This is a genomic window from Epibacterium sp. HA2-3 (assembly GCF_055693725.2).
Genome location: NZ_CM172490.1, coordinates 2,360,683 through 2,385,717, shown reverse-complemented (window position 1 = coordinate 2,385,717; position 25,035 = coordinate 2,360,683). Strand labels below are relative to the sequence as shown.

Annotated in this window: 23 protein-coding genes; 13 read left to right on the top strand and 10 right to left on the bottom strand. The window is 60.7% G+C overall.

Annotated features, from left to right (window positions below; translation table 11 throughout):
- Positions 1–84: 84 nt before the first annotated feature.
- Both gcvP and ACZ1HH_RS11170 read left to right on the top strand, forming a co-directional pair.
- A complete protein-coding gene (gene gcvP, locus ACZ1HH_RS11175) occupies positions 85–2,934 on the top strand; it encodes an aminomethyl-transferring glycine dehydrogenase (RefSeq protein WP_011539711.1) in 2,850 nt (949 codons plus the stop codon).
- 767 nt (positions 2,935–3,701) lie between these two features.
- The gene (locus tag ACZ1HH_RS11170; protein ID WP_011539710.1) at positions 3,702–4,151 is read left to right on the top strand and encodes a hypothetical protein; all 450 of its coding nucleotides are present in this window, start codon (positions 3,702–3,704) and stop codon (positions 4,149–4,151) included.
- Between the two features lie 82 nt (positions 4,152–4,233).
- On the opposite strand, the gene ileS is transcribed toward ACZ1HH_RS11170, so the two are convergent.
- On the bottom strand, positions 4,234–7,158 hold the full coding sequence (gene ileS / locus ACZ1HH_RS11165) for an isoleucine--tRNA ligase (protein WP_472637325.1): 2,925 nt from the start codon (positions 7,156–7,158) through the stop codon (positions 4,234–4,236).
- A 290-nt stretch (positions 7,159–7,448) separates the two neighbouring features.
- Here ileS and ACZ1HH_RS11160 point away from each other — a divergent pair, with 290 nt between their 5' ends.
- A complete protein-coding gene (locus tag ACZ1HH_RS11160) occupies positions 7,449–7,862 on the top strand; it encodes a group III truncated hemoglobin (RefSeq protein WP_011539708.1) in 414 nt (137 codons plus the stop codon).
- A 22-nt stretch (positions 7,863–7,884) separates the two neighbouring features.
- On the opposite strand, the gene ACZ1HH_RS11155 is transcribed toward ACZ1HH_RS11160, so the two are convergent.
- From ACZ1HH_RS11155 to ACZ1HH_RS11145, 3 genes are read right to left on the bottom strand one after another with little or no spacing between them, the layout of a single operon-like run.
- Positions 7,885–8,865, bottom strand: coding sequence for a YcjF family protein (locus tag ACZ1HH_RS11155; RefSeq protein WP_472636660.1), 981 nt, complete (start codon positions 8,863–8,865; stop codon positions 7,885–7,887).
- Positions 8,862–9,326 carry a GNAT family N-acetyltransferase gene (locus tag ACZ1HH_RS11150; protein ID WP_011539706.1) on the bottom strand — a complete coding sequence of 155 codons (465 nt, stop codon included), beginning with the start codon at positions 9,324–9,326 and terminating at the stop codon, positions 8,862–8,864. Before ACZ1HH_RS11150 ends, ACZ1HH_RS11155 begins: the two co-directional genes overlap by 4 nt.
- On the bottom strand, positions 9,323–10,720 hold the full coding sequence (locus ACZ1HH_RS11145) for a YcjX family GTP-binding protein (protein ID WP_487320446.1): 1,398 nt from the start codon (positions 10,718–10,720) through the stop codon (positions 9,323–9,325). Before ACZ1HH_RS11145 ends, ACZ1HH_RS11150 begins: the two co-directional genes overlap by 4 nt.
- A 202-nt stretch (positions 10,721–10,922) precedes the next feature.
- Here ACZ1HH_RS11145 and truA point away from each other — a divergent pair, with 202 nt between their 5' ends.
- On the top strand, positions 10,923–11,702 hold the full coding sequence (gene truA / locus ACZ1HH_RS11140) for a tRNA pseudouridine(38-40) synthase TruA (protein WP_011539704.1): 780 nt from the start codon (positions 10,923–10,925) through the stop codon (positions 11,700–11,702).
- Between the two features lie 116 nt (positions 11,703–11,818).
- On the opposite strand, the gene ACZ1HH_RS11135 is transcribed toward truA, so the two are convergent.
- The 5 genes from ACZ1HH_RS11135 to fsa form a co-directional block, all read right to left on the bottom strand.
- Positions 11,819–12,124, bottom strand: a complete 306-nt coding sequence (locus ACZ1HH_RS11135; protein ID WP_011539703.1) for a hypothetical protein — start codon at positions 12,122–12,124, stop codon at positions 11,819–11,821.
- A gap of 198 nt (positions 12,125–12,322) precedes the next feature.
- Complete coding sequence (locus tag ACZ1HH_RS11130; protein WP_416369019.1) at positions 12,323–13,015, bottom strand: CDP-alcohol phosphatidyltransferase family protein; 693 nt, start codon at positions 13,013–13,015, stop codon at positions 12,323–12,325.
- A gap of 124 nt (positions 13,016–13,139) precedes the next feature.
- On the bottom strand, positions 13,140–14,075 hold the full coding sequence (locus tag ACZ1HH_RS11125; protein ID WP_416369334.1) for a tyrosine recombinase XerC: 936 nt from the start codon (positions 14,073–14,075) through the stop codon (positions 13,140–13,142).
- The gene (locus ACZ1HH_RS11120; protein WP_011539700.1) at positions 14,072–14,785 is read right to left on the bottom strand and encodes a DUF484 family protein; all 714 of its coding nucleotides are present in this window, start codon (positions 14,783–14,785) and stop codon (positions 14,072–14,074) included. The genes ACZ1HH_RS11125 and ACZ1HH_RS11120 overlap by 4 nt, the downstream gene beginning before the upstream one ends.
- A gap of 182 nt (positions 14,786–14,967) precedes the next feature.
- Positions 14,968–15,621, bottom strand: a complete 654-nt coding sequence (gene fsa, locus ACZ1HH_RS11115) for a fructose-6-phosphate aldolase (RefSeq protein WP_011539699.1) — start codon at positions 15,619–15,621, stop codon at positions 14,968–14,970.
- 180 nt (positions 15,622–15,801) lie between these two features.
- Here fsa and ACZ1HH_RS11110 point away from each other — a divergent pair, with 180 nt between their 5' ends.
- The 4 genes from ACZ1HH_RS11110 to ACZ1HH_RS11095 all read left to right on the top strand — a co-directional run bounded on the left by ACZ1HH_RS11110 (position 15,802) and on the right by ACZ1HH_RS11095 (position 20,788).
- Positions 15,802–18,009 carry a primosomal protein N' gene (locus tag ACZ1HH_RS11110; protein ID WP_487320275.1) on the top strand — a complete coding sequence of 736 codons (2,208 nt, stop codon included), beginning with the start codon at positions 15,802–15,804 and terminating at the stop codon, positions 18,007–18,009.
- A 102-nt stretch (positions 18,010–18,111) separates the two neighbouring features.
- Positions 18,112–19,347: an MFS transporter gene (locus ACZ1HH_RS11105; protein WP_472636658.1), complete on the top strand. Its 1,236-nt coding sequence runs from the start codon at positions 18,112–18,114 to the stop codon at positions 19,345–19,347.
- 111 nt (positions 19,348–19,458) lie between these two features.
- Positions 19,459–20,328, top strand: a complete 870-nt coding sequence (locus tag ACZ1HH_RS11100; RefSeq protein ID WP_472636657.1) for a 50S ribosomal protein L11 methyltransferase — start codon at positions 19,459–19,461, stop codon at positions 20,326–20,328.
- Between the two features lie 112 nt (positions 20,329–20,440).
- On the top strand, positions 20,441–20,788 hold the full coding sequence (locus ACZ1HH_RS11095; protein ID WP_472636656.1) for a hypothetical protein: 348 nt from the start codon (positions 20,441–20,443) through the stop codon (positions 20,786–20,788).
- 152 nt (positions 20,789–20,940) lie between these two features.
- Here ACZ1HH_RS11095 and ACZ1HH_RS11090 read toward each other — a convergent pair whose 3' ends face one another.
- Positions 20,941–21,159, bottom strand: coding sequence for a DUF1127 domain-containing protein (locus ACZ1HH_RS11090; protein WP_011539694.1), 219 nt, complete (start codon positions 21,157–21,159; stop codon positions 20,941–20,943).
- A gap of 373 nt (positions 21,160–21,532) precedes the next feature.
- Between ACZ1HH_RS11090 and ruvC the strand changes: the two genes are divergently transcribed.
- From ruvC to ybgC, 5 genes are all read left to right on the top strand, one after another.
- Positions 21,533–22,030, top strand: coding sequence for a crossover junction endodeoxyribonuclease RuvC (gene ruvC / locus ACZ1HH_RS11085; protein ID WP_416369014.1), 498 nt, complete (start codon positions 21,533–21,535; stop codon positions 22,028–22,030).
- Positions 22,027–22,716: a Holliday junction branch migration protein RuvA gene (gene ruvA, locus ACZ1HH_RS11080; protein WP_416369013.1), complete on the top strand. Its 690-nt coding sequence runs from the start codon at positions 22,027–22,029 to the stop codon at positions 22,714–22,716. The genes ruvC and ruvA overlap by 4 nt, the downstream gene beginning before the upstream one ends.
- Positions 22,717–22,727: 11 nt before the next feature.
- Entirely contained in the window at positions 22,728–23,747 is a 1,020-nt protein-coding gene (ruvB, locus tag ACZ1HH_RS11075) for a Holliday junction branch migration DNA helicase RuvB (protein WP_011539691.1), read from the top strand.
- 236 nt (positions 23,748–23,983) lie between these two features.
- Positions 23,984–24,649: a hypothetical protein gene (locus ACZ1HH_RS11070; protein WP_472636655.1), complete on the top strand. Its 666-nt coding sequence runs from the start codon at positions 23,984–23,986 to the stop codon at positions 24,647–24,649.
- On the top strand, positions 24,646–25,032 hold the full coding sequence (ybgC, locus tag ACZ1HH_RS11065) for a tol-pal system-associated acyl-CoA thioesterase (protein ID WP_011539689.1): 387 nt from the start codon (positions 24,646–24,648) through the stop codon (positions 25,030–25,032). The genes ACZ1HH_RS11070 and ybgC overlap by 4 nt, the downstream gene beginning before the upstream one ends.
- The last annotated feature ends 3 nt before the right edge of the window (positions 25,033–25,035 follow it).

The following is a 25,035-nucleotide window of genomic DNA, read 5'->3' as shown; positions in this document are numbered from 1 at the left end:
CCTGCAAGGGCGTAACCGGGTTTGCCCGACCCAATGGTGCACGCCTTTGATCCCGAGATCTGACAGACCCTGAAGGAGGCAACGATGCCTTTCGAACCGACAGATTACCTCCCGTATGACTTTGCCAATCGGCGCCACATCGGTCCCTCGCCCGAGGAAATGGCCGAGATGCTCAAGGTGGTCGGCGCCGACAGCCTGGATGCGCTGATCGATGAGACCGTTCCGCAATCCATCCGTCAAAAAGCAGCGCTGGACTTTGGTCGCCCGATGTCCGAGCGCGAGCTGCTGTTTCACATGCGCGAGGTCGCAGGCAAGAACAAGGTAATGACCTCGCTGATCGGCCAAGGCTACCATGGCACCGTGACCCCGCCCGCGATTCAGCGCAACATTCTTGAAAATCCTGCTTGGTACACGGCCTACACGCCCTATCAGCCCGAGATTTCGCAGGGGCGTCTTGAGGCACTCTTGAACTTCCAGACCATGATCTCTGATCTGACCGGTCTTGAAATCGCCAACGCGTCGCTTCTGGACGAGGCCACGGCCTGCGCCGAAGCCATGACCATGGCGGAGCGTGTCTCCAAGTCCAAAGCCAAGGCTTTCTTTGTCGACCGCGACTGTCACCCGCAGAACATCGCGGTGGTGAAAACCCGCGCCGAACCGCTAGGTATCGAGGTGATCGTTGGCAACCCCGACAAGATGGATCCCGAGGCTGTCTTTGGTGCATTGTTCCAGTATCCGGGCACCTATGGCCATGTGCGCGACTTTACCGACCACATTGCCAAGCTCCACGAACACAAGGGCATCGCTGTTGTTTCTGCCGACCCGATGTCGCTCACGCTGCTGAAAGAGCCGGGGGCGATGGGAGCAGATATTGCCGTCGGCTCCACCCAGCGTTTTGGCGTGCCTGTTGGGGCAGGGGGGCCGCACGCGGCCTATATGGCGACCAAAGACGCCTATAAGCGCAATATGCCGGGCCGGATCGTCGGTGTGTCTGTCGATGCACATGGCAACAAAGCTTACCGTCTGTCGCTGCAGACCCGGGAGCAGCACATCCGCCGTGAAAAAGCGACCTCGAACGTCTGCACTGCGCAAGCGCTTCTGGCGGTGATGGCGTCCATGTATGCGGTCTTCCACGGTCCCAAAGGTCTGAAGGCGATCGCGCAACGCATCCACCGCAAGGCCGTGCGTCTGGCCAAAGGCCTCGAAGAGGCCGGCTTCAAAGTCGACCCGCAGGCTTTCTTTGATACCATTACCGTCGATGTTGGACCGCTGCAGGCAGCCGTCATGAAATCGGCGGTGGACGAAGGGATCAACCTGCGTCGCGTGGGTGAAACCCGTGTGGGGATCTCGGTGGATGAAACCACCCGCCCCGAAACCATCGAAGCGGTTTGGCGTGCCTTTGGCATCGTGCGTGCGGATGATGATTTCACCCCGGACTACCGCGTGCCTGCGAACATGCATCGCAAGTCGGACTACCTGACGCACCCGATCTTCCACATGAACCGCGCCGAGACCGAGATGATGCGCTACATGCGTCGCCTTGCGGATCGCGATCTGGCGCTGGACCGTGCGATGATCCCGCTTGGCTCCTGCACCATGAAGCTCAACGCGGCAGCGGAAATGATGCCGCTCAGCTGGCCTGAGTTTTCGACCATCCACCCCTTTGCACCTGCGGATCAGCAGGCTGGCTATGGCGAGATGGTTGAAGACCTTTCGAAGAAGCTCTGCGACATTACCGGCTATGATGCGATCTCCATGCAGCCGAACTCTGGCGCGCAGGGCGAATATGCTGGCCTCCTGACCATTGCCGCCTATCACAAGGCGCGCGGTGAAGGGCACCGTAATATCTGCCTGATCCCGATGAGCGCCCACGGCACCAACCCGGCCTCCGCTCAGATGGTTGGCTGGAAAGTGGTTGTGGTCAAATCCGACGAGCGCGGCGACATCGATCTTGAGGACTTCCGTGCCAAGGCCGAGAAACACGCCGACAACCTCGCGGGCTGCATGATCACCTACCCGTCGACCCATGGCGTGTTTGAGGAAACCGTGCATGAGGTCTGCAAAATCACCCATGATGCGGGTGGTCAGGTCTATATCGATGGCGCCAACATGAACGCCATGGTGGGGCTGAGCCGTCCGGGCGATCTGGGGGGGGATGTGAGCCACCTCAACCTGCACAAAACCTTTGCCATTCCGCATGGCGGTGGGGGCCCCGGCATGGGACCGATCGGCGTCAAAGCGCATCTGGTCGAACACCTCCCGGGGCATCCTGAAACCGGTGGATCCGAAGGGCCTGTCTCTGCGGCGCCCCTGGGGTCGGCGTCGATCCTGACGATCTCCTGGGCCTATTGCCTGATGATGGGCGGTGCAGGTCTGACGCAGGCGACGAAGGTTGCGATCCTCTCGGCCAACTATCTGGCCAAACGGCTCGAAGGTGCGTTTGACGTGCTCTACAAAGGACCGACAGGTCGGGTTGCGCATGAATGCATTCTCGATACGCGTCCCTTTGCCGACAGCGCAGATGTGACCGTGGACGATGTGGCCAAGCGTCTGATGGACAGCGGTTTCCACGCTCCTACCATGAGCTGGCCCGTTGCGGGCACTCTGATGGTGGAGCCAACCGAGTCCGAAACCAAGGCGGAACTGGATCGTTTTGTCGATGCGATGTTGTCGATCCGTGACGAGATCAAAGCGGTCGAGTCCGGCGAGATGCCGCGCGAGAACAATGCGCTCAAGAACGCTCCGCACACGATGGAAGATCTGGTGAAAGACTGGGATCGCCCCTACTCGCGCGAGCAGGGCTGCTTCCCGCCGGGTGCTTTCCGTGTCGACAAATATTGGCCGCCCGTGAACCGCGTCGACAACGTCTATGGCGACCGTCACCTGATCTGCACCTGCCCGCCGCTTGAGGACTACGCAGAAGCGGCAGAGTGATCCACGATCGCTCCGGCTAAAAAGCGAACTTGCAAAGCCCCCCTCTCTTGGGGGGCTTTCCTGTTTGGAGGGGCGGATTGCCTGCTCAGGCCGGTGTACGCTTCGGGCCAAAACATCTCGACAGGAGATCTGTCTTGGGGCCAGCGGTGTCCTTCGTCAGGTTTTGGTGGGCAACAATGCCGATCGGAATTCAGATCGCTTCTTTACAATGCAATGTATAATGCTGTCGCAGATGGACCCGGTTCAGTGAACCTCCCTGCTCACGAACTTGAGGCCACACGCACGGGCGCACCACCATATTGGCGGATCTTTCTGCGCAGCCTTTTCGACAGGATGCCTAGGGCGTTCCAGGCACCGGCAAATCAAGGGATAAGTCACCCCTGCTGCAAAAGGACGAAACCCTGAATGGTCCGGGATGCGACCACCAACAAATTGTAAGAAAACATAAATATCCTGTTTTGAGTGACGGGCTTGGTCGTGCGTCAACAAGCAGATACCGCATTGACAGGCCGGACAATAGCCGGGCCGGATGTCGCGTAGGTTTACGGGACCGTCCCCATTGAGCGCAGGGATGAGGCAGCAGATCAGCGGGCGGGCGCTCTTGGCCTGTGCATCCTGACAATGCTTCCAAGGTGCAGCGTCAACAAAATACCTAAAACCCTAAGCATCGCGCCCGGAGCAACTCTTTTCCGATATGCTAGGCGCGACGCCCGATCTGGCCCGATCCGGGGAGTCTCGACCCGACACGCAGGTGGAAAGGAATTGAGATGATTACAGCGATGCGCCCCTATGCGGGTGTGCCTTCAAACAATGTGACCCCCGTTGTGTTTACGGTCACCGACACGGTCGCTCTCTCTTCGAGCGACAGCGGTGCGACCGGTGCGGAATTTGCCAACAGCCGTCTGGGCAATTTCCTGAGTGATGACCCCGCGCCCAGAGACCGGGATCTCGACTCCCTCTTCAGCAGTGACACGCTGCCCGCTTACGAGAAATCTTCGTCGTCTTCTGCGTCTGCGAGCAGCATTGAGACGGAGGGACTGCTTTCGCCTCTGCCGCAGAGCTTTGACCCGATCAGCCTGCCGCCGCTGGAAAGCGCGCTGAGCAGCCAGATGCAGCAGGTCGCGCAGGACAACGTGTTCCGAGGGATCTCCTCGGGGAGCTTTGCACAGGAGATGTACACGAACACCCAGGATGTGCTGTCTCGAGTTGCTGCCTGATCAGCGTGTGCCTCCACTGAACAAGAAACGCCCGAAGCTTTTGCTCCGGGCGTTTTTTCATGATCTGAGGTGCGTACGGGTGTCAGCCGCCCAGAGCGCTGTTGCAGCGTCCACAGGTGCCGGGATGCGCGTGGCTGCCCACATCGGGTAGGATCTTCCAGCACCGCTGGCACTTCTCCCCTTCGGCTTTTTCAAACACCACAGAGACACCATCGACCTCTGGCAGGCGATAGGCCTCTGCCGGACTTGGATCATTGGTGAGTTGCACGTCAGAGGTGATGCAGACGTCGGCAAAATTCACCGACTTCAGGGCCTCCAGAACGTCCGCCTCGCGCACATGCACGACAGGTGCTGCCTCGAGCGAGGCGCCGATAACCTTGTCTGTGCGCTGCACTTCCAGAGCGGCGGTCACGACGCGGCGCGCCTGACGGACTTTGGCCCATTTGGCTGCGAGCGGCTCGTTGATCCAATCACGCGGTGTTTCGGGCATATCGACAAGGTGCACGGAGCTTTCTTCGCCCGGGAACCGCTCGAGCCAAACCTCTTCCATCGTGAACACGAGGATCGGTGCCAGCCATGTGGTCAGGCGGTGGAACAGGATGTCCAACACGGTGCGCGCCGCACGGGCGTTCAGCGTGTCGCCATCGCAATAGAGCGCGTCCTTGCGGATATCGAAGTAGAAGGCCGACAGATCCACAGTGGCAAAGTTGAAAATCGCTTGCCATACACCATTGAAATCAAACGCTTTATAGCCTGCCTTCACGGTGTGATCGAGCTCGGCCAGGCGATGCAGGACCCATTGCTCCAGTTCCGGCATATCCGCAGGCTCTACCCGCTGATCCTCGTTGAAGTCGCTGAGGCTGCCGAGCATATAGCGCATGGTGTTGCGCAGCCTGCGGTAGCTGTCGGCAGTCCCTTTGAGGATTTCTGCCCCGATCCGCTGATCGGCGGTGTAATCGGTCTGCGCCACCCAGAGACGCAGGATGTCTGCGCCGTATTGCTTGACGATTTCCTCGGGGACGATGGTGTTTCCGAGCGACTTGGACATTTTCATGCCCTTCTCGTCGAGCGTAAAGCCATGCGTCACCACATTGCGATAGGGCGCGCGGCCTTTGGTGGCAGAGGCCTGCAGCAGCGAGGAGTGGAACCACCCGCGGTGCTGGTCAGTGCCTTCCATATAGACGTCGGCAATCCCGTCCTCGGTGCCATCCTCGCGGTCGCGCAGCACAAAGGCGTGGGTGGAGCCTGAATCAAACCACACATCCAGCACGTCAAAGACCTGCTCGTAGTCGTCCGGGGCCACGATGCCCTCGAGCACCTTCTCCTTGAAGCCTTCCTCGTACCAGACATCGGCGCCGTTTTCCTCAAAGGCGGCGATGATGCGGGCGTTCACCTCGCTGTTGCGCAGCAGGTAATCCGCGTCCGTGGGCAGAGCACCCTTCTTCGTAAAGCAGGTGAGCGGCACGCCCCAGGCGCGCTGGCGCGACAGCACCCAATCCGGACGGTTTTCAATCATCGAATAGAGACGATTGCGGCCGGTCTGCGGGGTCCATTTCACCAGCTCGTCGATGGAACGCAGTGCGCGTTCGCGGATGGTGTCGCCATAGTCGCCCATGCCGTCGTCGAGCTTGCGATCCACACCGGCAAACCACTGCGGCGTGTTGCGATAGATAATCGGCGCCTTGGAGCGCCAGGAGTGCGGATAGCTGTGCTTGATCTTGCCGCGCGCCAGAAGGCCGCCGACCTCGACCAGCTTGTCGATGATCGCCTTGTTGGCATCCCCTTCGCCGCCTTTGCGGTTCAGGATGTATTTGCCACCAAAGAACGGCAGATCGGCGCGAAAACCCCCGTCGTCCATGACGTTGTAGGTGATCATTTGCTCCAGCATGCCGAGATCACGATAGAGTTCGAATTCTTCCATACCGTGCGACGGCGCGCAGTGCACAAAACCGGTGCCTTCGGTGTCGGTCACAAAGGGCGCGGCGCGGAAATCACGGATGCCGTCCCATTCGCCTTCGGAGCCTTCAGAACCCGCGAGCGGATGCGCAAGGCCGATGCCTGCAAGATCCTCTGCAGACACATCTGCAACGCGCTTATATTGATCTTCCGAGAGACGCGCGCGTTTGAACACATCCGCGGCCAGATTGTCGGCAAGCAGGTATTTGTCGCCCACCGTGGCCCAGCACTCGTCCGGCGTACCTGTGACCTCGTAGAGGCCATATGCAATGTCCGCACCGTAGACGACAGCCTTGTTCGAAGGGATGGTCCAGGGAGTCGTGGTCCAGATCACCACTTGCGCCCCGGCCAGCTTGTGATCGGCAGGTTCAACCACCTTGAATTTCACCCAGATGGTGAAGCTTTCCTTGTCGTGATATTCGACCTCAGCCTCGGCCAGCGCGGTTTTTTCAACTGGCGACCACATCACGGGCTTGGAGCCCTGATAGAGCGTGCCGTTCATCAGGAATTTCATGAATTCCTCGGCGATCACCGCTTCGGCATGATAATCCATGGTGATATAGGGATTGGGCCAGTTGCCGGTGATGCCCAGGCGCTTGAACTCCTCGCGCTGGATGTCGATCCAGCCCTCGGCGAATTTGCGGCACTCCTGACGGAACTCGATGACCGGCACCGCGTCCTTGTTTTTGCCCTTCTTGCGGTACTGCTCTTCGATTTTCCACTCGATCGGCAGGCCGTGGCAGTCCCAGCCCGGCACATAGCGGCTGTCAAAACCCATCATCTGATGCGAGCGGACGATCATATCCTTGATGGTCTTGTTGAGCGCGTGACCGATATGCAGGTGGCCGTTTGCGTAGGGCGGACCGTCGTGCAGCACAAACGGCTGACGGCCTTCCTTTTCGCGCAGGCGGTCATAGACGCCGATCTTTTCCCAACGCTCCAGCCATGCGGGCTCGCGCTTGGGCAGGCCTGCGCGCATGGGGAAATCAGTTTTGGGCAGATTCAGCGTGTTTTTGTATTCGGGCGTGACTTCGGTCTTATCGGCGCACATATCGGTGGCGTCCTTTTGCATCAACGGGTCGATTTTGGGGATATTCGGTTCGGTGCGATCACTCAAGCACCTTTGCCCGGCGTCTCGTCTGTTCAGAGCGCCGGGGTCATAATTCGAATAATGAAGGCCACACGTTGTTTTGCAGTCGCTATCATGCGCTCGCTTATAGGGGCTTGTTGCACGAGGGTAAAGTGCAGCTGCGGCCACAATCGCTGCGACGTCATGCGCGCTTTAGATGGCCTGCCAATGCTGCTAGGCACGATGCGGGAAACCGGGTGAAGGACATAACCATGCAAGACGTGCAACCATTGGCGCGGTTCCAGATCTCCGCCGATGACATCAGGCGGGTGGTTTCGGTCTTTTACGGCGAAGTCCGCCGCCATCCGGTACTTGCGCCCGTTTTTAACGCGCATGTTGAGGATTGGCCTCAACATGAGGAGAAGATTGCCAATTTCTGGCGCAACGCGATCCTGCGCGAGCGGGTCTATGACGGGTTTCCGATGCGCGAACACCTGTCCCGACCTGATGTGCGGGCAGAGCATTTCCCGGTCTGGCTTGGTCTGTTCCACGCGGTTCTTGAGCGCGAGGTTACGGCTGAACAGGCGCTGCAATGGGGCCATCTCGCCGATCGCATCGGCGAAGGGTTCCGCACCGGGATCGAATCCATTCGCCAGCCCAAAGATGAGCCGCCGAAACTGATTTGACCCGATGTCACGTGTTGCTGTGTTATCTGGCAAATCCGCTGAGCGCGCGTTGAAGCACCTTCCCGAGGCGTGGTTTGTCTTCGCTCTCAAAGGCCATCGGGCGACAGACTTCCAGCGCCGCAAGGCCAACCCGCGCCGTGAGGGCGCCATTGACCAGCCCTTCGCCAAAACGCCGCGAGAGTTTGGATAGGACGGAAGCGCCCAGGATCGGTTCCAGAAGGTCATCCCCGATTGCAACGGCCCCGGTGGCCACCAGATGCGACAGCACCGCGCGTGTCAGGCGCCATGAGCTAAAGAGGCCCGAGCGCCCGCCGTAGATCTCTGCGATCCGGCGGATCATCCGCAGACTTGCAACGAGTGCCGTCAACACATCTGCCAGCGCCAGCGGCACCAGGGCAGTGACGCCAGCAACCTGACGGGCGGCGGCTTCGATTTCCGCAACGGCGCGCGCGTCCAGCGGACGCATCAGCTCTGCCTCTGCAAGGTCGATCAGCGCATCTGGATCGAGAATCTCTGACTTGCGCTCCTTGAGGTTTTTCAACCCCCATTCCAGATCCGCGCGTCCGTTGTAGAACCGCACCAAAGCGCCGACCTGATTCTGAGCCTCCGCCAGCGTGCCCCCACGGGCCTCGCTGCAGGCTTGCCGCAAGCCCTCCACACGCCGGACCCGGCCGACGGCGGCAAGTTCCTTGGCGCAGAACAACAGTGCCAAAAGAACCAGCCCTGAAAAAGCCAACGAGAAGATCAGCCCGAGCACCGGCATCCGGTCAAGGAGACTGGTGGCATAATCCCATGCGGCCACTGTGGCGAGGGTGGTGACCAATCCTGCAACTCCGCCCCAGATCCACCCGCCCCAACCGGACCGCGCGCGCGCGCCCAATAGGGTCGCGGAGGCTTGCACCGCTGTGGGGGTGTCAAGATCAGGCACCGGGGGCGCATCGCTCACATGCGGGGCGGCGGAGTCATCGTCTTCGACGTCGAAAACTATCGGGTCGCGGCTCATGTGGCATGCTCCATCTCTTTGACCTGCCAGCGATATTCGATGTCGGGCAGGCCCTCACTGTTGCGGTGACCATTGGTGCGCTGCGTTTCGACAAAGCCCTCGCGCCTGTAAAAGCGCTGTGCGGCATGATTGGCCTCAAACGTCCAGAGTTGCAGCTCTGGGCTTGTCTCCTTGGCCTGATCGAGCAGTTGCTTGCCAACGCCGAGCCCGGTGTGCTCTGGCAGCAAGTAGAGCGCGCAGATTTCCGGCCCGTCCTTTGCGCAAAAGCCGAGGATCTGCCCGGATGCGGGGTCCTGCGCGACTGTGATCCACCCTTGAGCGATCATGCGGTCGCAAAAAGCGATGGTCTCCGCCAGCGAGTGCTCTTTGGGCATCCAGGGTGTCTCATGCTCAAACCGATAGAGTATCTCGCCAAGCTTGCTGGCATCCAATGGTGTGGCGGGGCGCAGGACAGAGCTCACAAACGGTCTCCGATCAGAAATTCGGCCGCGCGATCCAGCCGAATATGCGGTGGCCCGTCGCCGGGTTTCAGGGTCAGCGGTTGTGGCGCGAAGCGCATGGAGGCGTAGCTGCCATCAAGCCAGGTCTCAGCTCCTTGTCGGGCTGGCGTCAGCAGATGCCGCGGATCTTCGGGCAGGCGGCCGGGATAAAGCGCAGCCGGCTTGCCGCTGTCGGCTAGAATGCCGCGCACGCAGGGCAACTCCACCCCCTCATGCATGCGGAGCTCCTCAGTGGTGGCGCGCAACGCTGCCAGCGAGAGGGCCGCCGTCTCAGCGCCCGCAAATTGCGCCCGCTCACGGGCTTCATGAGTTAAGGCTTCGATGATTGCCGTGAGTTGCGGGTGTTGTTGATGGTGGAGGTGGTCGGCCTTGGTGGCGGCAAAGAGGATCTTCTCGACGCGTTTCCCCCGTAGCAACTGACTCAGAAAACGGTTGGACCCGGGGCGGAAGGTGCTGAGGATATCCGTCATGGCGCGGCGCAGATCCTCCATGGCGGGGGGGCCGGAATGCAGCGCACCAAGAGCGTCCACCAAGACCACTTGCCTGTCGATCCGCGAGAAGTGATTGCGAAAGAACGGGCGCACCACCTGCGACTTATAGGCCTCAAAGCGGCGTGCCATTTCGCGCGCGAGGCTGCCGCGCGGGGCCTCGCTCGGCGGCAGGGGAGCGAATGTCAAAACGGGAGAGCCCGCGAGATCCCCCGGCAACAAGAACCTGCCGGGCGTACAATCGTAATACCCGGCGTTGCGCGCCTCCTGCAGATAGTCTGCGAAGGCCTGCGCCAGCCCCTGCGCCAGCGGTTCGTCATGGCTCTCGGCGGGGGATGCAGCCTCTGCCGCGCGCAAGAACGCTTGAGCCTCCGCACGGGTCTTGATGCGGCGCAGCACATCCTCGGACCAGCTGAGGTAGTCCTTGTCCATTAAGGACAGATCCAAGAGCCACTCGCCCGGATAATCAATGATGTCGAGATGCAGGATGCGCGGGCCGGTCAGACCGCCGAACATACCGCCGGGGCGCATCCGCAGGCTCAGGCGCAGTTCGGAGACGGCCCGGGTGCTCTCTGGCCAATGTGGGCTCGGCCCGGTCAGGGCGGCGAGATGGTTTTCAAAATCAAACCGGGGCACGGTGTCATCGGGTTGGGGTTGCAGATAGGCAGCCTCGATGCGCCCGTCACGATGGGCCGAGAGCTGCGACATCCGTCCTCTGTCGATCAGGTTGGCGACCAGCGAGGTGATAAACACCGTCTTGCCTGCACGCGCTAGCCCGGTCACACCCAGCCTCAGTGAAGGCGCTGCAAATGGGCTCGTGAGGGCGCCGCCGAGTGTTTCTGCCCCGCGCAGCACACCATCCGCCATCTCTGCGGCCAACCCCGTAACACCTGTTCCTCGCGACACATTCTGCTCCTTTTATGTCGGCGGGCGTGTGGGGCCTGTGTCCACGCGCGGATCACCGTCTTGTTCACAGAACATAAGGGGGCGCACCTTTGGTTGCCAGTGCTGCTGTGGATTGCGTTCAGGAGGTCTTGCCAGAATTGCCGTCGCGCGCTAGGCCGCGCCCATGCCGCGTTTTGCTCTCAAAGTTGAATATCATGGAAAGCCGTTTGCCGGTTGGCAACGGCAGAAGGACCAACCGTCTGTTCAGGGGGCGATTGAGGCTGCGCTCGCGCGGATCGAGCCGGGTGAGCACACGATTGCCGCCGCCGGACGCACCGATACGGGGGTGCATGGGCTTGGGCAGGTTGCGCATTGCGACCTCGAGAAGAACTGGGATCCGTTTCGCCTGAGTGAAGCACTGAACTACCACCTGAAGCCCGCTCCGGTTGCGATCGTGGATGCAGCCCTTGTGGACGACGAATGGCATGCCCGCTTCAGTGCGGTGGAGCGGCAATATCTGTTCCGCATCCTGATGCGCCGCGCTCCTGCGACTCACGATGAGGGGCAGGTCTGGCAGATCAAACATGATCTGGATGTCGCGGCGATGCAGGCGGGAGCCAATATGCTGCTTGGAAATCACGATTTCACCACGTTTCGCTCATCGATCTGTCAGGCTGCCAGCCCGGTGAAAACCTTGGATGAACTGAGAGTGGAGCGCGTTCAGGGACTATCGGGTCCAGAGGTGCATTTTCATGTGCGGGCGCGCAGCTTCCTACACAATCAGGTTCGCAGTTTTGTCGGAACACTTGAGCGTGTGGGCACCGGAGCATGGAGCCCGGAGGACGTCAAACACGCGCTTGAGGCCAAGGACCGCGCGGCCTGTGGTCCTGTGTGCCCGGGCCATGGGCTCTATCTGGCGCGGGTGGGCTATCCTGATCCGGTTTTTTCTAGCGACCGGGTGTAAGCTCGGCTGACGAGACCCAGCGCGTTTTGTGCAGATCTCATGACGGTTCGTGCGTGTTTTAAGTCAGGCGCGTGTGTTTGAGCAGGGCGATGTTGTAGCTTTTGCTGCGGGCGCGATCAGATGAACGCCTTGGCACCGGCATAGAGCCGGCTGGCCTCTCGGCCAGACATCTGGTGCTGAGTGCAGTGGGCGAGAAAGGCTTGCTGCGCGATGTCGCGATCACCAGCCGGAAGTGGGCTCGGTGCGGGCTTGTCGGAGGGGGCCACTTCCCTGGGATAGTTGGCGCCTGCAGCGGATTCGCGTAGCTCCGCCATGGCGCGCGCGAGTTGACGCGAGGCCATGCTATTGCTGAAATTCTTGTAGCCATCGACAGCAGAAAGCTGCCGTTGGTTGATCGACGGGCCGTCCTCTCTCATCGACATGATCGCACTCCTGCGCCAAGACTCGGAAACCTAACATATGTGTCGATTTTTACGGGTTATGCTTAATAGCCGGTTTACTGCGACTGCGTTCCGCGCTTTGGACCGGAAAATATAAGTAAAAACGCACGATCAACACGCCTCCGAGGGCAATCCGGAGGCGTCGGGGGGCTCCAGCGCTGAGGAGGCCTGACCGTAGAATCAGTCGCGGCTGGGGATGATTTGCTGGGCAATACCCACAAACAGCAAGTATACGGATGTCACCAGTAGGGCCCAGTGAACAAGCTGTCCGGGCGCAAATTCCACCCAAGCGGTCCAGCCCGCCAAGGCCGTCCAGACCAGCGCAACGGGCAGGGAGACACTGCGCCAGCGCTCTGTACGTACCGGGTGGATGAACTTCAGCGGCAAGAACTGAGTTGCCGACAAGACCAGCACCAGACCAAGGCTGACCCAGTGGTTTGGCTCCAGCGCAAAAATCACCAGCACAAGCATGTTCCAGCAGCCGGGAAACCCGGAAAAGGAGTTGTCCTTGGTCTTCATCCGCGTGTCTGCGAAATACATGGCGCTGGTAAAAGTGATGACGATGATTGCCGCCCAGCCAGTCCAGCCGGACATCAGGTCCGATTTGAACAATGCAAAGGCCGGAATGAACACATAGGTCAGATAGTCGATGATCAAATCCAAGAGCACGCCATCAAACTGTGGCGCGTTCTGTTTGACATCGAAGTGCCGCGCAAGAGGGCCATCCACGCCATCCACCGCAAAGGCCACCACGAGCCAGAGATACATCAGATCCCACTCGGCATCGACTGCCGCCAGCATTGCCAACATGGCAAAGACAGCACCGGTGGCGGTGAGCAAGTGGACGGAGAGGGCACGGAGTTCAATCGTCATCTGCCCGTGATGACGAATTTCGAGGCAGGCCGCAACCCAGAAGCGCTGCCGTTTAACGGTGTTTTCCGATGGGAACTTCCCCGTTGCACACTCAAAACGTGCGGGCTCCTTGCGATCCGCGGACTCAGGCCTTCGGGTGGGCGCGGGCGTAGACTTCCATGAGATGCGCCGTATCTACGGCGGTGTAGGCCTGCGTGGTCGACAGGGACGCGTGACCCAGAAGCTCTTGAATGGCGCGCAAGTCGCCACCGGCCTCAAGGAGATGCGTTGCAAAGCTGTGGCGCAGGGCATGCGGGGTTGCTGTTGCGGGCAGACCCAACTGCCGACGCGCGTCGGCCATTACGCCTTGGATCATGCGGGCATGCAGCGCGCCGCCACGGACGCCGCGAAACAAGGGCAGATGGGCTTCTTTGGGGTGGGGGCTGAGGGCCAAGTAGCGTTCCACCGCCTGTTGCGCCGCAGGCAGGACCGGCACCACCCGCTCTTTGCCGCCCTTGCCTTTTATCCGAAGTGTGGCTGGCAGGGGGGCGTCTTTGCCAAGAAGGCCGAGGGCCTCGGAGATGCGCAGGCCACATCCATAGAGGAGTGTTACAACCGCGACATCTCGCGCCGACACCCAGTCCTTTTGTGATTGCAACTCGACCGTGTCGATCATTGCTCGCGCAGCGTCCTGATCAAGCGGGCGGGGCAATTTCTTTTGGAACTTGGGCGCGCGGGTCGACAAAACGGCCGTGGGTTCGAACCCTTCGCGCTTGGCCAGCCAGCCGTAGAATTTTTTCACAGCGGAGAGTTTGCGTGCGAGAGAGCGCGCGCCCGTGCCCGACGACCGCGCCGAGGCCATCCAGGCGCGCATGTCCGCGGTGGTAATCTGGCGCAGGGCGCCAAGTCCCTGTGGGGCGCCAAAGTGAAGGCTCATGAACGACAGGAACTCCACGACATCGCCGCGATAGGCCGCGAGCGTATTGTCCGCCGCGCCTTCAAGCGCACCGAGACCGTCCAGCCAGCGCTGCAACGCATCGCGCGCCGCCGGAGAGATCAGCGTCGGGTCGCCCGCGCTCAAGACAGCCAACGGCGCATGCAGCGCTCGAATACACCACCAAAAAATGTCAAAAGGTCGGTGCCGTGTTGCGGTGTGAATTGATGGGGATCCTCGGCGCCAAAGACAAGCAGTCCGGGCAGGCGTCCTGCACCAAGGTCGAGGCGCAGGCAGGCCTCTGACCGAAGGTCAGCGCCTCGCTCACCGTAGAGTCGCGCCGGACCAGCCTGGATCTGCCGCAAGGTTACACAGCGGTCGCCACCATAGGCGCGCTCTTGCGCAAGATAAGATTGCACAAAGCCAGATTCGGTAAATTTCAGAATGTCGCCAACACGCTCTACTGCCGCTCCGGCCTCCTCTTGGGTGGTCTCAAGGATGAGGGCGAGGGCGTCGACACGCAGGATGTCCCTGAGATCGCCCCGCAGGACTTCCATGAACTCCGCAAAGCTCTCGGGGTCCAGAAGCCGCAGCACCGCGCGGTGAATCTGATTGGTGCCGGCAAGGTTTTCATAGGCCGCCGCAATCACCGAGCGATGGGTGTCTTCCAGCCGGTCAAGCCGCGTTTCCAGCCGCTCCATGGCGATGCCACGCAGGTCCACGATATTGGAGCCCATCGCGCGTTCATTCGCAGCCACCAACGCCCGCATCACGTTGGGGTCGTCCAGCACCACGCCGGGTTTCTCTATGATTTTCTTGCGCAGGCTGTCATCCAGCCCCGCGTTTGAGCTGCTCATCGTCTTGCCTCAAGCTCTGCCGGGTTTTCGCGACTATAACATGGGGCTTCTCAGCGCGCGCGCGAAAAATCGCAAAAACGGCTCAAGTGGGCAATTCTTTGGGTCCGCAACAAAGCGCTGCCCCCAAAGAAAATGGCGCCCCGTTTGAGGCGCCATAAAATCAGCTTGGATGCATCGTGCGATCAGAGAATTTTGATCCCGGCCGCTTTGATGTCGGCGAGGAAGGCGTCCAGACCCTTGTCGGTCAGCGGGTGGTTCACCATCGACTTGATCACGGCAGGCGGCGCGGTGATCACATCAGCACCGATGCGCGCGCTGTCGAGGATGTGGTTCACGGTGCGGATCGAGGCTGCGAGGATCTCGGTCTCAAAGCCGTAATTGTCGTAAACGGTGCGGATATCTTCGATCAGATCCATCCCATCGAGGTTCACGTCGTCTAGACGCCCGATGAACGGGGAGATGAAGGTGGCGCCAGCCTTGGCCGCCAGAAGTGCCTGGTTGGCAGAGAAACACAGGGTCACATTGACCTTGTGACCATCGTCGGTCAGGGTCTTACAGGCCTTGAGACCGTCCCAGGTCAGCGGCACTTTGACGGTGATGTTGTCTGCGATCTCAAGCAGCTTGCGACCTTCCGCGATCATGGTCTCGGCGTCGGTAGCGGTCACCTCTGCGGAAACCGGGCCGTCCACGAGGTCACAGATCTCTTTGGTGACCTCAATGATGTCACGGCCGGATTTCTTGATCAGCGAAGGGTTGGTGGTGACGCCGTCGACCATGCCAAGATCGTTCAGCTCGGCAATGGCGTCGATTTCGGCGGTGTCTACGAAGAATTTCATGGGCTTTGGTCCTCTGGATGGCTTGGCCTCGGTGTGCCTTGGCTTTACCTGATAGGAGGTCTGGCGGAAAGTGCGAAAGACCATGGGGCAAAGCAGGGCGCGTCCGCGCGCATGTTAGCGTAAACATCGGCGCGCGCCTACCGCCAGGTGAAGGAAATACAGAGCAGGGTCACACGCGGAATGAGTAAAGCAGGCGATAGCCCGGAGTTTTTTGCCCAAGGCGAGCGGGTCGGGGTGCTGACGGCGCAGCCGCTGGATCGTCTGTTGGACTATCGCGCGCCCGAGGGCGGCTGCTTTCTCGGAGCCTTTGTCGAGGTGCCGCTTGGGCCGCGCAAGGTGATCGGCGTCGTCTGGGGTCCGGGCGCCGGTGACTTTGATGCGGCAAAGCTGCGCTCGGTGATCCGGGTACTGGATCTCGCACCGATGCGCGCCGAGATGCGCGGCTTTCTGGAGCGTGCAGGTCAGTACACGCTCACACCGATGTCGATGATGCTCCGGCTGGCAACGCGCGCACCGGGTCTGGCGGACCCGCCTTCGATGCGCAAGATCCTGCGGCGCGGTGATCGTGAACCTGACCGTATGACAGATGCCCGCGCCAAGGTGCTTGATGTGATGCAGGAATATGAGGGCGGCGCGTTTACCCCGTCAGAGCTTTCTGAGCTTGCTGGCGTGACCACTTCCGTCATCAAGGGGCTGATAAAACAGGGGGCGATCCGCGAAGAAGAAGCGCCCCGGGACCTGCCATTTCCCCCTCTTGACCCAGATCTGCTGGGCAAGACGCTCTCTGAAGATCAGGCCGCAGCCGCCGCCGCCCTTGAGGCCGGTGTGGAATCTGGGCGCTACGGTACGACCCTTCTCAAGGGGGTGACAGGGTCGGGCAAGACCGAAGTCTACCTTGAGGCTGTGGCGGCCTGTCTGCGCAAAGGGCGGCAAGCCTTGGTGCTTTTGCCGGAGATTGCTCTCACTGCAGAGTTCCTGAAACGCGTGGAGGCGCGGTTTGGGGCGGTTCCGGCCGAATGGCACTCTGGCGTGACAATGACCGAACGCCGCCGCGTCTGGCGCATGGTGGGGCAGGGGGCGGCGCAACTGGTGATTGGTGCGCGTTCCTCTCTCTATCTGCCGTTCCGCGATCTGGGGCTGATCATCGTCGATGAAGAGCACGACACGTCTTACAAACAAGAAGAAGGGGTGCTGTATAACGCGCGGGATCTGGCGGTCTGGCGTGCGTCCTTGTGTCAGGCGCAGGTGGTTCTTGCGTCGGCCACCCCGAGCCTTGAAACCTGGGCAAACGCGGAGGCCGGGAAATACCAGCGCCTTGATCTGACATCGCGCTTTGGCGACTCGGTGCTGCCGGAGATGCGCGCGATTGATATGCGCAATGAGGAGCTATTGCCCTCCACGTGGATTTCGCCGACGCTCAAACAGGCCATGAAACTGCGCCTTGAGCGGGGCGAACAGTCGCTTTTGTTCCTCAATCGGCGCGGCTTTGCACCGGTGACGATCTGTCGGGCCTGTGGTGCGCAGGTGGCCTGCGACAATTGCGATGCGCGGATGGTCGAGCATCGCTTCATGAAACGCCTGATGTGCCACCAATGTGGTGAAACCAAACCCGTGCCAACCGAATGCCCCTCCTGCAAGGTCGAGGGCAAAATGGCCCCCGTTGGCCCCGGCATCGAACGTCTGGGCGAAGAAGCGGCAGCCCTCTTTCCCGAGGCGCGCATCGCGGTGCTGAGCTCTGATCTCTTTGGATCTGCACGCGCGCTCAAACAGCGGATCGAGGATATTGCCGCAGGTGAGGCCGACATCATTCTGGGTACGCAATTGGTCGCGAAGGGACACAATTTCCCCCTGCTCACGCTTGTGGGGGTGATCGACGCTGATCTCGGCTTGCAAGGCTCTGACCTGCGTGCGGCGGAGCGGACCTTTCAGCTCATGCGTCAGGTGGCGGGGCGCGCTGGGCGCGCTGAACACAGGGGCGAGGCCCTGATGCAGAGCTTTCAGCCCGAACATCCTGTGATCCGCGCGATCCTATCGGGCGATGAGGAGAGCTTCTGGCGCGCAGAGGCAGAACAGCGACAGGCAGCGGGCGTGCCCCCCTATGGACGTATGGCGGGCGTGATCCTGTCGGGGACCGATCTAGCGCAGGTCTTTGATCTTGGCGGGGCCTTGGCACGCAACGATGGCCCCTTGCGGCAGGTGGGCGCGCAGCTTTTTGGTCCGGCGCCCGCCCCGATTGCGCGCGTCAGGGGGCGGCACCGTGTGCGGCTCCTGGTGAAAGCCGACAAAGGCGCGCCCCTTCAAGATGCGATCACCCGCTGGATCGCGCCATTCAAGCTCAAGGGCGATCTGCGCCTCAATGTGGACATTGATCCACAGAGCTTCCTTTAGGCTGTCACACAGTCGTAGCGCGCAGAAATGCAGAGGCGTCTGTGCGTGGCTTGGTACAATTCTTTTCTCGCCCACGCACAAAAAGCGCACTAAAGCCAAGCCATGTTTACGCCCATCTCTCTTGCGCAGGGCCGCACGCTGCCGTTTTGGCGCCGCCCCATCACGCTTTTGTTCCTCATGGCGATCGCCATGCCCGTCGCATTTAATACGTGGTCGGCACTGCTCAATAACTTTGTGATCGAGGTGGCTAATTTCGACGGCGCGGATATTGGCGTCCTGCACACGATGCGCGAGATTCCCGGGTTCCTGGCGTTTCTTGTGATCTTTCTGATCATCTTTATCCGCGAGCAGGTTCTGGGGCTTTTGTCTCTGGCGCTCTTGGGAGCGGCCACGGCTGTCACAGCGTGGTTCCCCACGCTTCAGGGGATCCTGATGATTACGGTCCTCAGTTCCATCGGCTTTCACTATTATGAGACGGTGGCGCAATCGCTTCAGTTGCAGTGGCTCTCTAAGGAGCGCGCGCCGCAGATGCTGGGCTGGCTTGTGGCCACGGGATCGGCAGCGACGCTTGTGGTCTATGGTGCCATCGTGGTCCTCTGGGAGCCACTGAACCTCTCTTATAATGTGGTCTACCTGGCTGCAGGCGGCTTTACGGTCCTGATTGCACTCTATTGCCTCTTTGCGGTGCCCCAGTTTGACGGCCCGACGCCGCAAAACAAGAAGATGGTGCTGCGGCGGCGCTACTGGCTCTATTATGCGCTGCAGTTCATGGCTGGGGCGCGGCGTCAGATCTTCGTGGTCTTTGCGGGCTTCATGATGGTAGAGCGCTTTGGCTTTGAGGTGCATCACCTGACCGGGCTCTATCTCATCAACCTCTTGGTCAACATGGTGGCGGCGCCATTTCTCGGGCGCTTTGTCGCCCGGTTTGGTGAGCGGCGCACGTTGATCTTTGAATATGCAGGTCTGGCCACTGTCTTTGCCCTTTATGGCGGGATCTATTGGTTCGGCTGGGGCGTGATGCTGGCGGCAGCGCTTTATGTGGTGGATCACATCCTCTTTGCCCTCGCCCTCGCACTCAAGACCTATTTCCAGAAGATCGCAGACCCCGCCGATATTGCCCCCACGGCCGCTGTTGCGTTTACGATCAACCACATCGCAGCGGTGTTCCTGCCGGTGATGCTGGGCCTTTTGTGGGTGGCCTCCCCGGCGGCGGTCTTTGGCTTGGCAGCGATGATGGCGCTGGTGTCGCTCTTGTTGTCGCTGATGATCCCGCGCCACCCCGAGCCCGGGAATGAGACCATCTTTGCGCGGTTCGCGGCCCCGACACCTGCGGAATAGGGACCGTTGGCGAGCGGCGCGGCCCTGCTCACCCCTTGACCAATGACACAAGGCTCGCGTAGGCGCTGATCAACCGCGCGCGACGCGCTCTATGTTTCGTTGGAGATCCCCATGCCCACATTCACCGCCCTCACCACGCTGTCCGAAAAAGCTCAGGCAGAGGCGCTGGGCGAGGCAATGGAACGTCTGACCCCCGAGCCCACGGGCATTGGCGTTTTCGAGGTCGAGGATGGCTCAGGCCTGTGGGAAGTGGGCGGCTATTTTACCGAAGCCCCGGATGAGGCGGGGCTGGCGCTGTTGGCCGCAATGCACGATGCCAAACCCTTTGCCGTGTCCGAATTGCCAGAGACCGACTGGGTGGCCCATGTACGCCGCGAGCTTGCCCCGGTGGAGGCTGGGCGCTTTTTTGTCTACGGCAGCCACGACGCCGACAAGGTTCCCGCAGACAAGATCCCGCTTCTGATCGAGGCGGCCATGGCCTTTGGCACCGGGCATCACGGCACCACGCTTGGCTGCCTCAAGGCGCTGGATCATCTGCTTGGCGAAGGCTTCGAAGGCAAGAAGGTTGCCGATATTGGATGTGGCACAGCTGTCCTGGCAATGGCCGCTGCGCGGGTCTGGCCCACGGCGCAGATCCTGGCGAGCGACATCGACGAGGTCGCTGTCGATGTGGCAGAGGCCAACATGGACGCCAATGGCATGAAGGGCGCGGTCGCATGTCTGGAGGCCGCAGGCTTTGACGCACCAGCGCTAAAGGCTGCTGCACCGTATGATCTGATCTTCGCAAATATTCTCAAAGGCCCTCTGGTGGCGCTTGCGCCGGACATGGCGGCTCATTTGCGCGCAGGCGGGTATGCGATTCTCTCCGGGATTTTGAACGAGCAGGCCGATGATGTGATTGCGGTTTATGCACAAAACGGCATCAATCTTGTCAAAAGGACTGAAATTGGTGAATGGACCACTTTGATTTTGTCAAAGTAAATCAGAGGTAGGCGGCAATTTAGTCAAATTGCTGGTAATCGCCGTGACTTCGCCGATTTCCTTAAGTAAACTCTAACAATCCGCTGGTGGGGGCCAGTTCGGAGTGAGTTTTATGAGCCATCAACACGCGGAGTTCCAAGAGCGCCTTCGGCAACTGGATCGAAAGCATGCCAAGGCTGCGCATGGATTCAGGGCGCGAATGCGCTCTGATGGGTTGATTGTTGTCGAGCCCCAAAAAGTGGTGCGCTCCCGCATCTCCGGGAAGGTGTTTATCCTGTTCCTGGTGGTGGGGGTGATGTTCAAAGGCTTTCTCGTGGCGGCGCTCGGCTATTCCAGCTACGATGCGCGCGTAGCGCAGTTGGCGCAGGGCTCGTTTGTCGAGCGCGGCGGGGCGTTCCTCATGCAAAGAGATCCGATTTCCACCCGCATTGCGGAAGAGTTGCGCCCCATTTTGCGCTGACCGCACGTCGTCTCATCGCAACAGGCGACCACGCCGATTTACACATGCAAAAACGCCGCGTCCCGGATTGGCCGGGCGCGGCGTTTGTGTTTTGGGGTGTGTGATGCAGGGACGCGTCAGGTTGGCGTCCAGATCCGCATTCAGATCCGCGCTTAGACGAGCGGCGAATGCGCGTCGATTTGATCAATGTCGCCGCGGCACAGGCCGATGTCGGCGAGCTCGCGGTCTGACAGCGCGCTGAGCGACTTGCGCGTCACGCGGGCATCATTCCATGCCATCAGCTTGGCAGATGTGGTGTACAAAAAAGCGCCGATACGGCCGATCAGGCCGGAGGTGCCTTGCGCGGTGCGGGTGGTGTCGATTGCAGCCATATCCAGGGTCTTTCTCAGTATGATCCGATTTCTCGCCCGATAGCGAGTGAGCGGCAGATAGAGGTCGAAACCGGCCCTCGCAAGGGGTGAAGTTGCATGTGTCCCATGCGAATTTTGCATGCCTCACACCCCTGTAAAAAAGGGCTTTGAGGCGGTTGGGGGCTGTATTGGCGGATGCGTGTCGCAGCTGTATTTTACCCTGTCGCATTTGTCTCAAAAATTGCCCCGTATGGGGCGTTTTGTGCTAGGTGCCGCGCGTGCATTGTGGCTCTGACACAAATACGTGAGGCGTGAATTCGATTGGATGTGTTCGCGTTTTGTGCTAGTGCTGGCCTCCAAGCAGAGAATAAATAATCAAAGATCGGGCGGCGGAATGCGCATATTGGGAATCGATCCGGGGCTTCGGACCCTTGGATGGGGGGTGATCGAATCAAATGGCGCCCGTCTCAGCCATGTCGCTAATGGCCTGTGCCACTCTGATGGGGATGACCTTGGCGAACGACTACTGTCGCTGCACAATCAGGTTACGGAAATCATCGACGCCTATCGACCGGATCAGGCTGCCATTGAGCAGACTTTTGTCAACAAGGATGGCGCGGGCACGCTCAAGCTGGGTCAGGCGCGTGGTGTCGCCTTGCTGACCTTGGCCAAAGCAGGTCTGCCGACGGGGGAATATGCGCCGAACCGCGTGAAGAAAACCGTGGTTGGGGTCGGGCATGCCGAAAAGGAACAGGTTCTGCATATGGTGAAGCTGCAGCTGCCGGGTTGTGCGCCCAAGGGCGCGGATGCGGCTGATGCTCTGGCGATTGCGATCTGTCACGCCTATTACGGAGGCAGCAACCAACGGCAACTCAAAGAGGTGGGCGCATGATCGGCAAATTGACCGGGCGTCTGGATTACAAGGCTCCGGACCATGTGATGATCGACGTGCGCGGCGTCGGTTATATCGTCTACTGCTCGGATCGCACCTTGGCGAGCCTGCCTGCGGTGGGCGAGGCGGTTCAGCTTTATACCGAGCTTTTGGTGCGCGAAGATCTCATGCAGCTCTTTGGGTTCACGTCCTTGGTGGAAAAGGAATGGCACCGATTGCTGACCTCGGTGCAGGGGGTAGGGGCCAAGGTGTCGCTTGCCATCCTGAGTGCGCTGGGGCCCGAAGGTGTCAGCCGTGCGATCGCCCTTGGCGATTGGGCGGCGGTGAAAGCCGCCAAAGGGGTTGGCCCCAAGACCGCACAGCGCATCGTGCTCGACCTCAAAGACAAGGCGCCCTCCGTGATGGCGATGGGGGGCACGGTTACAGAGGCGCTTGAGGGGCCAGAGTTGGACGCAGTGGTCGAACCCGCAGCTGAGGCGCCGGCAAAGCCTGCGCGCAAAGCCGCCCCAAAGGCCCCCACCGGTGCGGCAGCCGCTTCGGCGGGGGCATTGTCGGCATTGGGCAACCTTGGCTACGGGCCTTCTGATGCCGCAGGTGCGGTCGCAGAGGCCGCCGCCAACAATCCAGACGCAGGCGAAGCGGAATTGATCCGTGCCGCGCTTCGGCTCTTGGCACCCAAAGGGTGAGGACGCTTTGAATGATTGATGCAGACCCCACCCTGCGCCCGGAGCCTCTGCCCGAAGACAATGATCGCGCCCTGCGCCCGCAGGGCCTGGGTGAGTTTATTGGCCAGGCCGAAGCCCGGGCAAACCTGCGGGTGTTCATCGAATCCGCCCGTCGCCGTGGCGAGGCTATGGATCACACGCTGTTTCACGGCCCTCCAGGCCTCGGCAAGACCACTCTGGCACAGATCGTTGCGCGCGAGTTGGGCGTAAATTTCCGGATGACATCGGGCCCGGTGCTTGCGAAGGCCGGAGATCTGGCGGCAATCCTGACCAACCTTGAGGCGCGCGATGTGTTGTTCATCGACGAAATTCACCGCCTGAACCCTGCCGTCGAGGAAGTCCTTTACCCGGCGATGGAGGATTTCGAGCTGGATCTCGTGATTGGGGAGGGGCCAGCCGCGCGTACGGTGCGTATCGAGTTGCAGCCCTTCACGCTTGTGGGGGCCACCACCCGGATGGGGCTTTTGACCACACCGCTGCGGGATCGGTTTGGGATTCCAACCCGGCTGCAGTTTTACACCATCGACGAGCTTTTTGAGATTGTCAGCCGAAACGCGCGCAAACTGGGCGCGCCCGCCGATGACGCAGGCGCGCGTGAGATCGCGCGGCGCGCGCGCGGCACCCCAAGGATCGCCGGACGGCTCTTGCGCCGCGTGGTGGACTTTGCGGTTGTCGAGGGCGATGGCACCATCACCCGCGAACTGGCGGATGGGGCTCTGACACGGCTTGGCGTGGATCAACTGGGCCTTGACGGCGCGGACCGGCGCTATTTGCGACTGGTTGCGGAGAACTATGGTGGCGGGCCTGTCGGCATCGAAACCATGTCCGCCGCCCTGAGCGAAAGCCGCGATGCGCTGGAAGAGGTGATCGAGCCCTATCTGCTGCAGCAGGGCCTTATTCAGCGCACGCCGCGCGGTCGGATGCTGGCGCAAAAGGCCTGGACTCATCTCGGGATTGCGCCGCCTAAATCCCAGAGCGATCTCTTTGGCTGACACCGTGGGCAGCGGCGTAGGCCGAAGAGTTTTTAGACTGGTCATTGGTCGATGACAGGCCGGCAACGCGCCTGATGCAGCCGAATGGCTGCGGGTCCATTGCGGAGACGATATCCCCGCGAGCCAAGCGCGCAGAGGGCCGCTCCAGGGGAGAAGGACACTGAGCTTCCCTCTTGCTGCGGCCTTTGCACGCCCTTAAAACCACTCGACAAATGATCACAATATCGAGGCCGCGCATGCCCGCCCTTATGCTGCCAGAGGAAATCGAAGCGCTCTTTACGCGTGAGGATGGCTCTTACGCCTTTGCGCGCTGGGGGCGCCCGATTGCGCCCATCGTCTTTGGCGTTGCAGACGAGACGCTGGCGATTGTGAAAGGCGCGGTCGAAGCCGTTGTCACCTTGGCCGGGCATCAGATGGCTGAAACCGATCCGGAGCTTGGAACGAACCTCATGTTCTTCTTCTTTCGCGACTGGGAGGAGCTTCTGGAGGTGCCCGACCTTGATCGCATGATCCCCGGGCTCGCCCCGCTCGTGAATCGCCTGTCTTCCGAAGAGGCTAGCCAATATCGCGCGTTTCGCTTTGATGATGAGGGCGCGATAAAGGCGGCATTTGTCTTCCTGCGCATGAAGGGCGAAATGGCGCAAGTGCCGGCAGAGACACTGGCGCTCACGCAGGCGGTGCAGGTGATGCTCTTGTGGAGCGAACGCGCTTTTTCCGAAGTTTCGCCGCTCGCTGTTCTGCCTGAAAATGGCAATACTATTCTGCGCCCCGAGATCGCGGGCGTCATTGCGGCGGCCTACGATCGGATGATGCCGGTGGCGGCTCAGGATGCAAGCCACGCCCTGCGCCTCTTTGCGCGTCTGCAAGGCCCGGCACCGGATCAACAGGAACATACCACATGAGCCACCAGTTTCCTGTCACCGTTTATTACGAAGACACGGATATGGGCGGCGTCGTTTATCACGCCAATTACCTGCGTTTCATCGAACGTGCCCGCAGTGACTATGTCCGCCGCCTCGGGGTGGATCAGAATGAGATGCGCGACAAGGGAATCGTCTGGGTGGTGACGCGGATTGAAGCGGACTACCTCGCGCCAGCACGGTTCGAGGATGAGCTGATCGTGGAAACCCAGCCCGAGAAAATGACCTCGGCGCGCCTGATGATGTCTCAGGTGGTGCGGCGCGCGGGGCAAGAGCTGTTTAGGGCCAAGGTGACTGCGGTCTGTATGGACATGTACAGCGGAAAACCTGTCCGGCTCCCGGCAGAAGTCCGCGCATCTCTGTAACAA